Annotated in this window: 7 protein-coding genes and 4 pseudogenes; all 11 read right to left on the bottom strand. The window is 40.6% G+C overall.

Annotation, left to right across the window (positions count from 1 at the left end; all coding sequences use genetic code 11):
- Nucleotides 1-7: 7 nt before the first annotated feature.
- Nucleotides 8-1,132 (bottom strand): citrate synthase, encoded by a 1,125-nt coding sequence (gene citZ / locus MFLO_RS03545; protein WP_036096427.1) that lies wholly within the window; start codon nt 1,130-1,132, stop codon nt 8-10.
- A 40-nt stretch (nt 1,133-1,172) separates the two neighbouring features.
- Nucleotides 1,173-1,637, bottom strand: coding sequence for a DUF441 domain-containing protein (locus MFLO_RS03550; protein ID WP_036096474.1), 465 nt, complete (start codon nt 1,635-1,637; stop codon nt 1,173-1,175).
- Between the two features lie 169 nt (nt 1,638-1,806).
- Nucleotides 1,807-2,186 (bottom strand): annotated as a pseudogene (locus MFLO_RS16945) (FxsA family protein).
- Nucleotides 2,187-2,310: 124 nt separating this feature from the next.
- Nucleotides 2,311-4,068 (bottom strand): pyruvate kinase, encoded by a 1,758-nt coding sequence (gene pyk, locus MFLO_RS03560; protein WP_036096428.1) that lies wholly within the window; start codon nt 4,066-4,068, stop codon nt 2,311-2,313.
- 235 nt (nt 4,069-4,303) lie between these two features.
- A pseudogene (gene pfkA, locus MFLO_RS03565) lies at nt 4,304-5,264 on the bottom strand (6-phosphofructokinase).
- Between the two features lie 295 nt (nt 5,265-5,559).
- Nucleotides 5,560-6,514 (bottom strand): annotated as a pseudogene (accA, locus tag MFLO_RS03570) (acetyl-CoA carboxylase carboxyl transferase subunit alpha).
- A pseudogene (accD, locus tag MFLO_RS03575) lies at nt 6,504-7,392 on the bottom strand (acetyl-CoA carboxylase, carboxyltransferase subunit beta). Before accD ends, accA begins: the two co-directional pseudogenes overlap by 11 nt.
- A 204-nt stretch (nt 7,393-7,596) precedes the next feature.
- Entirely contained in the window at nt 7,597-10,932 is a 3,336-nt protein-coding gene (gene dnaE / locus MFLO_RS03580; protein WP_036096431.1) for a DNA polymerase III subunit alpha, read from the bottom strand.
- A 93-nt stretch (nt 10,933-11,025) separates the two neighbouring features.
- Entirely contained in the window at nt 11,026-11,973 is a 948-nt protein-coding gene (locus tag MFLO_RS03585) for a DHH family phosphoesterase (protein WP_036096432.1), read from the bottom strand.
- 24 nt (nt 11,974-11,997) lie between these two features.
- The gene (gene ytoI / locus MFLO_RS03590; RefSeq protein WP_036096433.1) at nt 11,998-13,311 is read right to left on the bottom strand and encodes a CBS-HotDog domain-containing transcription factor YtoI; all 1,314 of its coding nucleotides are present in this window, start codon (nt 13,309-13,311) and stop codon (nt 11,998-12,000) included.
- Nucleotides 13,312-13,336: 25 nt separating this feature from the next.
- Nucleotides 13,337-14,020 carry a metal-dependent hydrolase gene (locus MFLO_RS03595; protein WP_036096434.1) on the bottom strand — a complete coding sequence of 228 codons (684 nt, stop codon included), beginning with the start codon at nt 14,018-14,020 and terminating at the stop codon, nt 13,337-13,339.
- Between the last annotated feature and the right edge of the window lie 26 nt (nt 14,021-14,046).

Here is a 14,046-nt window from a genome sequence, read left to right on the forward strand (position 1 = left end):
TTCCTCCTTAGATTCGTTCTTCAATCGGTAGATATTCACGGTTCTCAGGGCCTACATAAATGGCCCGTGGACGAATCAATCGATTGTCACGATACTGTTCAAAGATGTGAGCAAGCCATCCAGAAACACGGCTTACAGAAAATACAAGCGTGAACAAATCAACATCAATTCCAAGCGCATGGTAAACTGATGCCGAATAAAAATCAACATTCGGTCGCAAATGTTTCAGTTCCCAAACCGCTTCTTCAACTTGGCACGATAACGTATACCACTTTTCTTCGCCTTTTTCGCGAGTCAAAAGCTCTGACATTTGCTTCAAATGTTTTGCACGGGGATCACCATTTTGATAAACACGATGCCCAAAACCCATAATTTTCTGCTTTTGATCAATTTTATATTGCACATAATCTCTCACATTGCTTGATGCCTGATCAATTTCGACAAGCATATCAAAAACACGTTCATTCGCTCCACCGTGAAGCGGACCTTTGAGCGCGCCAATCGCAGCTGTAACCCCTGAATAAACATCCGAAAGCGTTGCCACACAAACGCGCGCGGTAAAAGTTGAAGCATTAAATTCATGATCAGCATGAAGAACGAGTGCCTTATTCATCGCCTCAACAGAAAGCGGATCGGCTTCTTCGCCAGTAAGCATATAAAGAAAATTTGCAGCCATACCAAGATCTTCACGCGGTGCAATAGGATCAAGACCTCGACGGATACGTGAAAAAGCAGCCACGATGGTGGGCATTTTCGCCTGCAGCCGGAGACCTTTCTTGTAAATTGATTCCCCGTCATCAAGCTCTGATTCAGTATCAAAAACGCCAAGCATCGAAACTGTTGTCCGAAGAACACTCATCGGATGAAGCTTTTGATGATTTTGCATTCGGAGACTTGTAATAATCGTATCAGAGACTACCATGTGTTCTTTGATTTCAGTTTGAAATTTCTTGAGCTCATCTCGATTTGGAAGCCTTAAATGCCATAGCAAATAGACAACTTCTTCGAAACTCACATTATTTTCCACAAGATCATCAATACTGTATCCAACATATTTAAGCGTATCATCAATAATTGAGCTAATTGATGTTTCTGCTACATATACATTTTCTAACCCCTTTGAAACCGTCATATAAATCCTCCTTTAACTCCTTATGTAACTTTTCATGTCTTTATTTTGTAAAAAAAGTGATCGTTTGCATCGCGATATAAGCAATCCCAGATGCGATAACAGGCCCTGCAGCAATCCCGCGAAACAATGCGACTGCGAGAATGGTTCCAAATACAAGCGACACTGTAATTTGAGGATCTTGTGACATATAGCCGACCCCTTTTCGTGAAAGTATCGAAACTAGAATCCCTGCACTTAAACCTACCCATCCCGCTAGTGATTTAAACGAATCAACCAAATCTTTAAAGCCGATCTGGCCAGTCGCAATTGGTATCAAGATAGCAATTGTAATAATTGTTACGCCCCAATTTATCCCTTTTGACTGGATGACTTCCATAATCTTAGTATTGGTTGTAAATAGTTTTAAAATGATAACAACAGCAACTCCGATAATGAGCGAATTATTTTTCGCAACAAGGCCAAGAACTAAAAATAGTAATAAAAATAACATGCTTTCAGTGAACATAATAAACACCTTTCGCTCCCTTACGAGTACCGTAAGATAAAAATATTATACCATAAAATCCGCATTCAGCATAAAATAAACCTATACTGTTTCCGAAATAACATAAGTAATCCGAATGATTCTTTTTGAAATAAAAGCGAGCCTTCCAATAAAAGCTCGCTTCAATTTGTCACATATCGAAGTAGTAATCACTTGGACGTTTGCTTTGACTTAAAAACCATTTAGAAAGCCTCGGTTTGACATATTTTCTGACAAACGGAATAAATAGCAACAAGCCAAATAAAGTTGTAAGAACTCCTGGAATCGTGAAGAACAGCGCAGCAAAAAAAGAAAACAGATTGTATCAAGCAAGTAAGGAGTTACTGTGCGCCCGTCTAAAATATTCCGGAATAAGGTTCCCCCCACTCTTCGAAACATAAATAATCCAAAGGCAGTTGAAAGAACTTGAATCAAAAAGAGCGGCCAAAAACCGATCCAATGAAACAGCCAAACATAGAGAATCAGTTCGACAAGTCCATATACTGACCAATAAACGAGCATATTTTTCATTTTATCAACTCCAGTATTTCTTCTATCCCACCATTATAACGCATTTCAATAGATTTAAAAAATATAAAGAAAAAAAGCTATCTTAGATGCTTTAATGCATCTAAGATAGCTTTGAAATTATTTCTTAATGAGTAGCAGTTTTTCCGTTGTATACATTGCCTTGACGAGCATCTACTGTAATCGTTTCGCCGTCTTTAATAAGCGCTGTTGCATCTTTTGCACCAACAATCACAGGGATTCCTAAGTTGATACCAACAACAGCAGCATGACTAGTAAGTCCGCCTTCTTCAACAACAACCGCTGCACTCTTTTCAAAAGCTGGCATGATTTCTTTATCTGTTGTTTTCACAACAAGAATTCCGCCTTCTTCTGTTTTTTCAAGCGCTTCTTTATTGTTTTTCGCAACAATTGCTTTTCCGCTTACAGAAGTACGACCTACACCATGTCCTTTGACTACTTTTTCGCCGATCAATTGAATCTTCATCAAGTTTGTTGTTCCGCTTTCGGTAACTGGAACACCAGCAGTGATGATGATTAAATCGCCTTGTTTAGCAAGACCGGAATTTAGCGCTTCTTTTACAGCTAAATCAAACATATCATCTGTATTTTGAACAGGTTCAGCAAGACGTGCATAAACCCCCCAAGAAAGAGCCAATGCGCGGCAAACATGTTCGTTGAAAGTAACTGCTAAGATATGTGATTTAGGACGATATTTTGAAATCATACGAGCAGTATGACCGCTTTGTGTTGCTGCAACAATTGTTTGAACATCCAAGTTACGAGCAGTGTGTCCTACTGCTTGACCGATCGCTTCAGTCATATCTGTATTAGCATGCATCTTAAGCGCAAATTTATCTTGAGTAATCAATGCTTCCTCAGTACGAATCGCAATTTTAGCCATCATTTGCACTGATTCAACTGGATAATCCCCCGCAGCTGTTTCACCAGAAAGCATAATTGCGTCAGTACCATCGAAAATCGCATTGGCAACATCTGATGCTTCCGCGCGAGTCGGACGAGGGTTTCTTTGCATAGAATCAAGCATTTGTGTTGCAGTTACAACTGGTTTACCTAATTTATTACATTTTCTGATCAATTCTTTTTGAACGATTGGAACTTCCTCAGCAGGAATTTCAACCCCAAGGTCTCCACGTGCAACCATTAAACCTTGAGAAACTTGAAGAATTTCGTCAATATTGTCAACGCCTTCTTGATTTTCAATTTTAGGGATAATTTGTACGTGAGTCGCATCGTTATCTTCCAAAATCTTAGTGATTTCAAGCACGTCAGAAGCACGACGAACAAATGAAGCTGCAATAAAGTCGATCCCTTGTTCCAAACCAAAACGAATATCATTCGCATCTTTTTCGGTAATTCCAGGAAGATTAATTGAAACGTTTGGTACGTTTACACCTTTTTTGTTTTTAAGAACGCCAGGATTTAAAACTTTTGTTACAAGTTCGCGGTTTGAATCATCTTTTTCGATTACTTCAAGACCGATTAATCCGTCATCAAGTAAGATGCTTGAACCGATTTCTACATCATCAAAGAGTTCTCCGTAGGTAACAGAGAATTTTTCTTTTGTACCTTCTACAGGAGTCATTGCGATACGAACAACATCGCCTTCGGTAAATTCTACTTTCCCGTCAACCATGTCGTTTGTACGGATTTCCGGACCTTTTGTGTCTAGTAAAAGTGCAACGGAAGTACCGGTAATTTTTGCCGCTTCACGAATGTTTTTGATTCGAGCTCCGTGTTCTTCATAGTCTCCGTGAGAGAAATTAAGTCGAGCTACGTTCATGCCCGATTCGATCAATTTTACTAGTGTTTCAATTGATTCACTAGCAGGTCCAATAGTACAAATAATCTTCGTTTTTTTCATCTTCAATATTCCTCCTAGAACTGCCTATTCATTACTCATTATAAACACATCTACTTCATTTTACCAGTAACAACCTTGTGAAACAAGATCTATGTGAACTTTTGTTCAAACTAGCTTTTTTAAGCATGGCGGTAAAAACTAGATAACTTAAATGAGAACAATTCTTATTTTCAAAACTTGTTTTCATAACTTACTTCGAAAAAGGTCACTAAACAATCCTTAGTGACCTTTCTGCTTAAATTGAAAGAATCGATGCTAGCTTAAACATTTCATTGTTCAGCTGATGTTTTTCTTTCAATATTTCTGTAATATCATTTTCAACAATTTTATTTTCTCGGATACCGACAGCAAGACCACCGCGATTTTGAAGCAATAGATCAACCGCACGTGAACCTAAACGGCTTGCAAGTACACGGTCAAATGCCGTTGGGCTACCGCCGCGTTGTACGTGCCCAAGAACTGTAACACGAGCATGATAATCGCCGTATTCTGCGAGTTGATTCGCAAACTCATTCCCCGACATTACGCCTTCAGCAACGACAATAATGCTGTGTTTTTTACCGCGTTCGCGTCCTTTTATTTAGACGACCTACGATATCTTCCATGTTGAATTCAACTTCTGGCACTAAAATGGCTTCTGCTCCGCCAGCAAGACCTGACCAAAGCGCAATATCCCCAGCGTCGCGTCCCATAACTTCAATGATAAAAGTACGTTCATGACTTGTTGCTGTATCGCGGATTTTATCAAGAGCATCTAAAACCGTGTTTAGCGCTGTATCAAAACCGATTGTAAAATCAGTTCCAGAAATGTCGTTATCGATTGTTCCAGGAATTCCGATAGTTGGAAAACCGCGTTTTGTTAGAGCTTCAGCACCATGATATGAGCCGTCTCCTCCGATAACTACAAGTCCGTCAATCTGATGTTTCTTCAGTTGTTCGATTCCTTTTAGTTGTCCTTCTTCCGTTGCAAATTCCGGATAACGGGCAGAATATAAGAAAGTTCCTCCGCGTTGTACTTTATCTCCGACTGATCCGAGTTCAAGTTTGTGGATATCTCCGTTTACAAGTCCAAGAAAGCCGTAATTAATTCCATAAACTTCTAATCCTTCATAAATTGCTTTGCGTACGACTGCACGTGCTGCAGCATTCATGCCCGGCGCGTCGCCACCACTTGTCAATATCGCAATACGTTTCATTTTTTACTACCACCTCAGACAATGATATTATTTTTCCATCACACGCTACTATTCTACCCCAATTCCCCATAAATGGAAAGCCTGAAATCCAGCTTTTTCAAAGGTTTTACACAAATTTAAAAACAAGAGAAATAATTGGTAGATACGTGCAACTCTTGCAAATAAAGCAAGTAGAAACAATTGGTCTATACATAATTCATTTCCAAGATATTCACCTTATTTGTGAAAAAAGTTCTTATTTGGTATAGTTCAGAAAAAAGACACCCTTATAAAATAATCAAGGATGTCTGATTGATTAAGACTCATAAATTCCAATTTTTTTTAAACTTATTATAACGCTGTTCAACGAGCTGTTCCTTTGTAAATGAGGTTAACGTTCGCAGTGACTTGGCCAAGGTTTCATCGATCCATTGCGCTTGCTTTTTGAGATCGTGATGTGCACCGCCGCGAACTTCTGGAATAATTCCATCAATGATATCAAGTTCATAAAGATCGCTTGCAGCAATACGCATCGATTCAGCGGCTTTTTTCGCAAGACTCGCATCTTTCCATAAAATAGCTGCTGCACCTTCTGGGGTGATCACTGAGAATACTGCATTTTCAAGCATGAAGATTTGGTTGCCCGCGCCGAGCGCAAGAGCTCCGCCACTTCCGCCTTCACCAATTACAATCGAAATAATCGGAACTTCCATATCACTCATTTCATACAGGTTTCGAGCAATTGCTTCGCTTTGACCGCGCTCTTCCGCAGCACGTCCTGGATAAGCCCCTTTTGTGTCGATCAAGCAAATGATCGGACGACCAAATTTGTTCGCCTGCTTCATTAAGCGTAACGCTTTTCGAAATCCTTCCGGATGAGGCATTCCAAAGTTTCGACGCAAGTTATCCTTTGTATCTTTCCCTCGCTGGTGACCAATCACTGTAACTGGCATTCCTTTGTAACGTGCAATACCACCTACAATCGCTGCATCGTCGCCAAAAGTTCGGTCGCCATGAAGTTCCATAAAATCTTCGAACAAAAGAGGAATATAATCTAATGTCGTTGGACGTTCTGGATGACGCGCTACTTGAAATTTATCCCATGCCGTCATATTCCCGTAAATATCAGCTTCAAGCTTTTCAAGACGTTGCTCAAGCTTTTCGATTTCTTTTGAAAGATCTACCTCTGATTTAGCGTTATATTCCTTTAAGTCAGCAATCTTAGTACGAAGCTCAAGTACGGGTTTTTCAAAATCCATCTCATTCGCCATCCGTTGAATCCTCCCCGCTATCTTCACTTTTCGCATGGATTGACAGTACAAAATGCAGTTTGTCTTTTAAATCAAGACGTGAAATAACAGCATCAAGCTGCCCATGCTTTAGTAAAAACTCTGCTGTTTGAAAATCTTTCGGCAATTCTTCGCGAACCGTTTGTTCAATAACACGTCGACCCGCAAAGCCGATTAATGCTCCTGGTTCAGCAAAATTAAAATCTCCAAGTGAAGCAAAACTAGCAGAGACTCCGCCAGTTGTCGGATGTGTCATCACGGTAACAGCCAACCCACCATGATTGCTAAAACGCTTAAATGCTGCTGACGTTTTCGCCATTTGCATTAGCGACAGCATGCCTTCTTGCATCCGAGCACCGCCAGAAGCTGTAAAGATGACGAATGGACGTCCTAATTCATCTGCTTTTTCGACTGCACGTAAAATCTTTTCACCAACTACGCTCCCCATGCTCGCCATTCGAAAGCGGGAATCCATGACAGCAATCACAAGCGGTTCACCATTTATTTCGGCAGTTCCCGTCATAATCGCTTCATTCATCTCGGCTTTTTCTTGATCTTTTTCGATACGATCCATGTAATCCTCAAAGCCAAGCGGATTAGCCGGCTTTAAATGGGCATCAAGTTCTTGAAACGATCCATGGTCGACAAGAAAACTGATACGTTTTTGTGCACCAATCGGATGGTGAAATCCGCAATGACTGCAGACCATCAAGTTTTTTTTCAAGTTCTTTTGTATACATAATCTTCTTACATTTGGGGCATTTCGTCATAATCCCTTCCGGAACTTCATGTTTTGTTCCTTCTGATTGGACCGCTGCATATTTTTTCTTCTTTGGTTTAGTAAATAAATCGCCTAACAAAAATGAAACCTCCCTACTACGCTTTCTTACTGGGATTCATAGCGATATAAAATAAAAAATAAAAAATAGTCCCTCTTTCAAGCTATGAATGGAAAAAAGACCTATTTGAAACAACTACTTCTAGCAGTAGTCAGACCATAAGCCTCCAGTCCACTCTAAACTATACCACACTTTGTTATTATTTAGGAAATGAAAAAAGCTGTTTTATTGAAAAACTACATTACCATCGCCAAGCAAACGTCCTAGATTCTCTTCAAGTTCGGCTGTGAAAGATACAGAAAAATAATCTGGCAATTCAATAGTTTGTTTCGTTTCTGCATAATGAAGTACTACTTTAGAATTTCCACGCGACTGACGCAAAAAAACTTTAATTTGTTCCGTTTGTGCTTCGTTTGCCACCTTTAAGAATAACCGTTTGGGCACTTCAACAACTTCAAGCCGTTCTGCACGCTCAATAATAGCCTGTCTCTCACCGCCCCGCTTATCTAATTTCACTTGAAGTGCAAGTAAATTCCCTGTCTCAAACAACGGATTAAAATTCCGATACACTTCAGGAAAAGCTACAGCAGATAGTTCACCGCTATCATCCGACAAGTTTAAGAAGCACATGTTCTCACCTTTTTTCGTACGAATTACCTTGACGGATAGAAGATAAGCTCCTATTAAAGCAGTTTTGCGTGTCGCAAGTTCAGCGAGTGGAACCATTCCCAACTTTTTCATTTTTGTATGATAACGCATCACAGGGTGAGCAGACACATACTGCCCGGTGTATTCTTTCTCAAGCGCCAGTTTTTCTTTCTCCGGATATTCATCTTGTTCCTTATACCGCGGCTTCATCGTCTGAACAAAATCATCGTCAGCTGTGAATAAATTGATGCCTCTCTCATCGTTGCCGATCAAGCTTGAAAACTGCAACACAGCAGGCATTGAAGCAATCAGAGTCGCCCGATTTTTCCCGAATTCATCGAAACAGCCAGCATAAATTAGCGCTTCGAGTATAGCAGGCGTTAACATTTTTTGTGGCATACGCTCACAAAAATCAAAAAAATCAACAAAAGGTGCTCGTTTACGTTCTTCAAGAAGCTCTAATATAAATTTGTTTGGAACTTTACGGATTACCCGAAAACTATAACGAATTGACGTATTGCCTTCTACTTGGAAGTAATAGTGACTGCTGTTAATGCTCGGCGCCAGCATTTTAATACCATATTTCTTAGCCTCTGAAACATACTGGCCAATCTTTGCATCGTTTCCAAACACAGAACTAAGTAGTGCCGCCATAAATTCTGCCGGAAAATGCGCTTTTAAATAGGCAAGCTGGAAAGCGATTTTTGAATAAGCAGCTGCATGACTACGATTAAAGCCATAATTGGCAAAGCGAAGAATTAAGTCATAAACTTCTTGAGCACTTTGCTCCTGATAACCTTTTTGTTTTGCACCAGAAACAAATTTCTCACGCTGTTCATTTAAAACATCCGCTTTCTTTTTACTCACAGCTCGACGTAGCAAATCCGCTTCTCCAAGTGAAAATCCAGCCATTGTACTCGCTACTTGCATGATTTGTTCTTGATAAACAATGACGCCGTAAGTCACTTCCAAAATTGATTTTAAATCTTTGTGCGGATAAGAAATGGTTTGGCGTCCGTGCTTGCGAGCAATAAAAGTATCGATTTGTTCCATCGGACCCGGCCGATAAAGCGCATCAACCGCGACGATATCTTCAAAAGAAGTCGGTTCCAAATTACGAAGAACACGACGAATCCCATCTGATTCGAATTGAAAGACACCCGTTGTATCCCCGCGTTTAAAAAGCTGAAGTGTTAATTCATCATTCAGCGGAATATCTTTTAAAGTAAGCTTTAATTTTCTATTATAGTTAACTGCACGAAGGACACGGTCAAGTAGGTTCAAATTGCGCAAACCAAGAAAATCCATTTTCAGTAGACCGATCTGTTCCAGATCTCCCATTGCATATTGAGTCAGCAATGCATCTTGGCTCCCTTTTTGAAGCGGAACCTGATCGACGAGCGGTTCATCACTAATAACGATACCGGCTGCATGAGTAGATATATGACGCGGCAACCCCTCTATTGCACAAGCGATTTCCCAGATCATTTCATTCTTCCTTGAAAAATGAATGTGTTTTTCAAGCCGTGGATTATCCTTTAACGCTTTTTCGAGCGTGATTCCAAGCGTACTCGGAATCAATTTAGCCCATTCAGATAGCTGAACGGAATTAAGTCCAAAGGTTCGTGCTGTATCACGAATAGCCGCCTTTGCGGCAAGTGTCCCAAATGTTCCAATTTGTGCAACGTGCTGTTCGCCGTATTTGGCAACTACATAAGAAATGACTTCATCGCGTTTATTATCCGGAAAATCAAGATCAATATCCGGCATTGTCACTCGTTCTGGATTCAAAAACCGTTCAAAAAGCAAATTGTAAAGAATCGGATCAACATCTGTAATCTGAAGTGCATAGGATACAAGCGATCCAGCTGCTGAACCACGACCCGGGCCTGTTAAAATGTCGTGTTCGCGTGCATACTTCATCACATCCCAAACAATCAAAAAGTAATCAGCGAATCCCATCTCAGTAATCACGTTCAGCTCATAGCTAAGCCGCTCTTGATATTCCGGTTGTTCATCAAGTCCGCGTGCTTTTAACCCTCGATAAGCCGTTTCTCGTAAAACAGTTGCCGCTTCTTCTCCTTTTGGTAGCGGAAAACGCGGGAGAAGCTGTTGATGCATGTCAATTTCAGCGTGGCAGCGAGCAGCAATTTCCCCAGATTCCGCAAGTGCTTTTCGCTCAAACTCCGATGTATACATCCTTTCCATTTCCGCTTCGCTTGCAAAAAAAGAAGTGCCAATCAGTTCGAGCGCTTCCCAGTCAACAAGCTGATTATCACGAATGGCTTCGAGAACCTCTACAGCTTGAACATCGCGCGGTGCAATATAACGGACATCTTTTGTTACAGTAAGTGAAAAAGTATTGTTCTTCTGTACAAAATCACTTACAGTTTCTGCAAGAATTGGCTGTTCTTTCTGTAATGTCAAATAAAAATTATCTGAGCCAAAAAGCTCTTGCCAGTAAGTTGCCGCTTCAAGCGCTAGATCCGTTTTACTTTCAAGTAGCAAACCTTCAACTTCGCCAGTTTTTCCAGGCGAAAGCGCAATCAGCCCATCCCGATAAGATTTCAACCATTTCAGCGGAAGGGATTCCTTATCATCACGTGTTTTAATCGCACTTGTGATTTTCAGAAGATTACGATATCCTTCTGTTGTTTCTGCAAGTAAAATCAGTTCATACTCATTCCCAGGATAAACAATACCTTCTACAGATATAGTCATACCAATAATCGGTTTAATCGCTGCTTTTTTACAAGCGTTATAAAATTCTACCGCTCCATAAAGCGAGTTTTTATCAGTAATTGAAAGAGCAGGAAAATGGTATTCTTTTGCTTTTTCAACCAAAGCATCAATGCGAGCCGTACTTGAGAGCAAGTCAAAAGCCGTCGCAATTTGCAAGTGGACAAAACCCAATGTTCCCACTCCTTTTCAGTTGTTTTTTTCTATTATAGCGAGAAAATCCGAAAAAAAGAAAGTATGTTCGCATAAAAAAAGACCCTTAAAAATTTAAAGGCCTTTCTGATAAGTGTCGCACAACTGCATCAGCTTTTCACGCATCTCCTGCACTTCTTGATTGGAATACACTGTCGCACCCGATGCTAATGGATGACCGCCGCCGCGATACTCCTTTGCAAGCTCATTGATAACAGGACCTTTTGAGCGCAGTCGTGCACGAATTTCATTCTCTTCCTCAACAAACATAATCCATGCTTTAAGACCCTTCGCATTTTCAAAACTACTGACTAAATTGGAAGCCTGCTTTGGCGTACAATGGAACTTCTCAAGTGTTTCCTTTGAAATATAGATAGTTGCTGCGCCATTTGGTTCTACAATAAGATTTTCAAAAATATAGCCTGACAAATGTAAGGTTTCAAGCGGCTGCTCGTATAATTTTTGAAATAGTGCCGGTCTATCAAACGGGAATTCGACGAGCTTTGCCGCCAGCCGAAGTGTTTCATCAGTCGTACTGGGATACAAAAAGCGTCCTGTATCGCCGACAATTCCTCCGTAAAGCAACATAGCTGCCGTTTCATTCATAACAAGCTCATCCCTGAATGTTTCATAAAATGAGGTAATCATTTCGCTACATGACGAAGCTGACCGATCAACCCAAAAGAGATCACCGTAAGCATCATCATTTGGATGATGATCAATCTTAATCAGCTTTGCCCCTGTCGAATAGCGCGCATCATCAATTCGCTCCGTATTCGCTGTATCACAAACAATCACGAGCGCCCCTTGATAAATGTCATCCGAAATTGTATCCAAATTCCCTAAGAAAGCTAGCGAAGGCTCTTCTTCTCCGACCGAGTACACATTCTTATCCGAGAAACTTGCTCGAATGATTTCTGCGAGCCCCAATTGCGAACCATACGCATCTGGATCTGGTCGAACATGGCGATGTATAATCACCGTATCAAATTTTTTAATGGTCTCTAAAATTTCGTGCTTCATTTCCCTCGCCCAACCTCTCTCTCGTTAACGTTCCATCATCTGACAAGCAACAATCGCTTTTCCAATTAAAATACCTTCTAAGTAAAGCTCAACATCGAGCTTTCCGGCTTTTCTTCCCATCTCAAGCACACGCGGAATAACATGCAAAACAGCATCCATCTGAACTGGCTTAAGGAAATAAACCGAAACATTTTCAATCGCAACATTGCGTTTTTTCATTGAAAAAAGCTTTTGCTGCACAACATCGCAAACAAGTTGTGTCAAGACACCGTAAGAAAGCGTTCCAAGCGAGCTCGTCATTTGCGGTGTCACTTTAAACTCATAGCTCGGCTCCTCGTGGTCGTTTTGCTTTTCCTCCACCTGTTTTGCAATCGTGTCATCAATCGTTTCTCCAACCTGCGGCTGCTTCTGAATCATTTGCATGGATTTCAAAATATCCTGCCGGCTGACAATCCCGATCAATGTTAAATCATCCTTCACAACAGGTATCACTTCAATACTTTCCCACACCATCATGTGCGCGACAGAAGCCACACTCATTTTCGGACCAACCGTTAGCGGACTTCGCGTCATTACACGTTCAATTGAAATTGTTAAATTTTTATCAATAATATCCTTACTTGTCACCATTCCAACGAGCCTGAGCCCCTTATTAACGACAGGAAAACGACTGTGTCCCGTCGCTTCTTGAAGTGCATGCCAATCTGACACTTTTTCAGATGTATCCAGATAAGCTGTATCCTCAAATGGTGTCAAAATATCTTCAACCATTACAACTTCTTTTTTAATCAGCTGATCATAAATTGCCCGATTAATCATTGTCGCAACCGTAAACGTATCATAGGATGTCGAAATAATCGGAAGCTCTTTTTCATCGGCAAGCTGTTTCACTTCATCACTCGTATCAAATCCACCCGTAATCAAAACCGCAGCACCGCGATTTAAAGCAAGTTCGTGCGCACGTTCACGATTTCCAACAATCAAAAGATTACCTGCATCGGTATATCGTTCCATTGCCTCGATCGTCATCGCACCGATCACAAATTTATTGAGTGCTTTATACAAGCCTTCTCGCCCGCCAAGTACTTGACCATCAATCATGTTCACAATTTCAGCAAACGTCAATTTTTCAATACTGTCTTTTTGTTTTCGCTCAATCCTTAGTGTTCCCACTCGTTTTATCGTTGAAACAAAACCGAGGATTTCCGCGTCTTTGATCGCGCGATAAGCGGTCCCTTCACTAACCGAGAGATTCTTTGCAATTTTGCGTACCGATATCTTTTCGCCTACCGCCAAATTTTCAATATACTTTAAAATTTGTTCATGTTTTGTAGCCATTCGATTCACCTGTTTCTTAATAGTCTTAAACGTGAATTTCTTCTCCAATTTCCATCTTGACACCTTCAATCCCCTCAGAAAGCGAAGCTGTGAATTTAGCGCCATCTTGGGCAATCAATGGGAAAGTATTGTAATGAATTGGCACAACTTTTTTTGCTTTAAGAAAATCAGCTGCAATTTTCGCATCTTCCGGCCCCATCGTAAAATTATCGCCAATCGGCAAGAAAGCTAGTTCAAGCGGTTGTAATTCCCCAATGAGTTTCATATCAGAGAAAAGCCCCGTATCTCCAGCGTGGTATATATTTTTCCCTTCAATCGTAAATACAAAACCGTTTGGAAGACCCAAATCTATAAATTGTCCGTCAACAACAGTCGAAGAACCATGAAATGCCTGCGTCAACTTAATTGTTCCAAAATCAAAAGTCCGTTTACCACCGATATGCATTCCCGCAATATTCTGAACCCCTTGCAGACTGAAAAAATCTGCTAGCTCAGCGTTACAGATTACTGTTGCCCCGGACTGCTTAGCAATTTTAACCGTATCGCCTACATGATCGTCATGCCCATGCGTCACTGCAATAAAGTCCGGCTGTTCATTTTCAGCAATCAAATCAGATTGACTATTTCCTGAAATAAATGGATCTACTAAGATCGTCTTACCCGCCGTTTCAATTTTAATACAAGCTTGACCGTGAAATGAGATTTTCATTCAAAAAACTTCCTTTCCATTAGAAA

It is taken from the genome of Listeria floridensis FSL S10-1187, assembly GCF_000525875.1.
GTDB classification, from domain to species: domain Bacteria; phylum Bacillota; class Bacilli; order Lactobacillales; family Listeriaceae; genus Listeria; species Listeria floridensis.

Excerpts from the sequence above, each read along its gene's own strand:
- citZ (WP_036096427.1), bottom strand. The coding sequence starts at position 1,132 with ATGACGGTTTCAAAGGGGTTAGAAAATGTATATGTAGCAGAAACATCA.
- MFLO_RS03550 (WP_036096474.1), bottom strand. The coding sequence starts at position 1,637 with ATGTTCACTGAAAGCATGTTATTTTTATTACTATTTTTAGTTCTTGGC.
- MFLO_RS03585 (WP_036096432.1), bottom strand. The coding sequence starts at position 11,973 with ATGAAGCACGAAATTTTAGAGACCATTAAAAAATTTGATACGGTGATT.
- pyk (WP_036096428.1), bottom strand. The coding sequence starts at position 4,068 with ATGAAAAAAACGAAGATTATTTGTACTATTGGACCTGCTAGTGAATCA.
- ytoI (WP_036096433.1), bottom strand. The coding sequence starts at position 13,311 with ATGGCTACAAAACATGAACAAATTTTAAAGTATATTGAAAATTTGGCG.
- MFLO_RS03595 (WP_036096434.1), bottom strand. The coding sequence starts at position 14,020 with ATGAAAATCTCATTTCACGGTCAAGCTTGTATTAAAATTGAAACGGCG.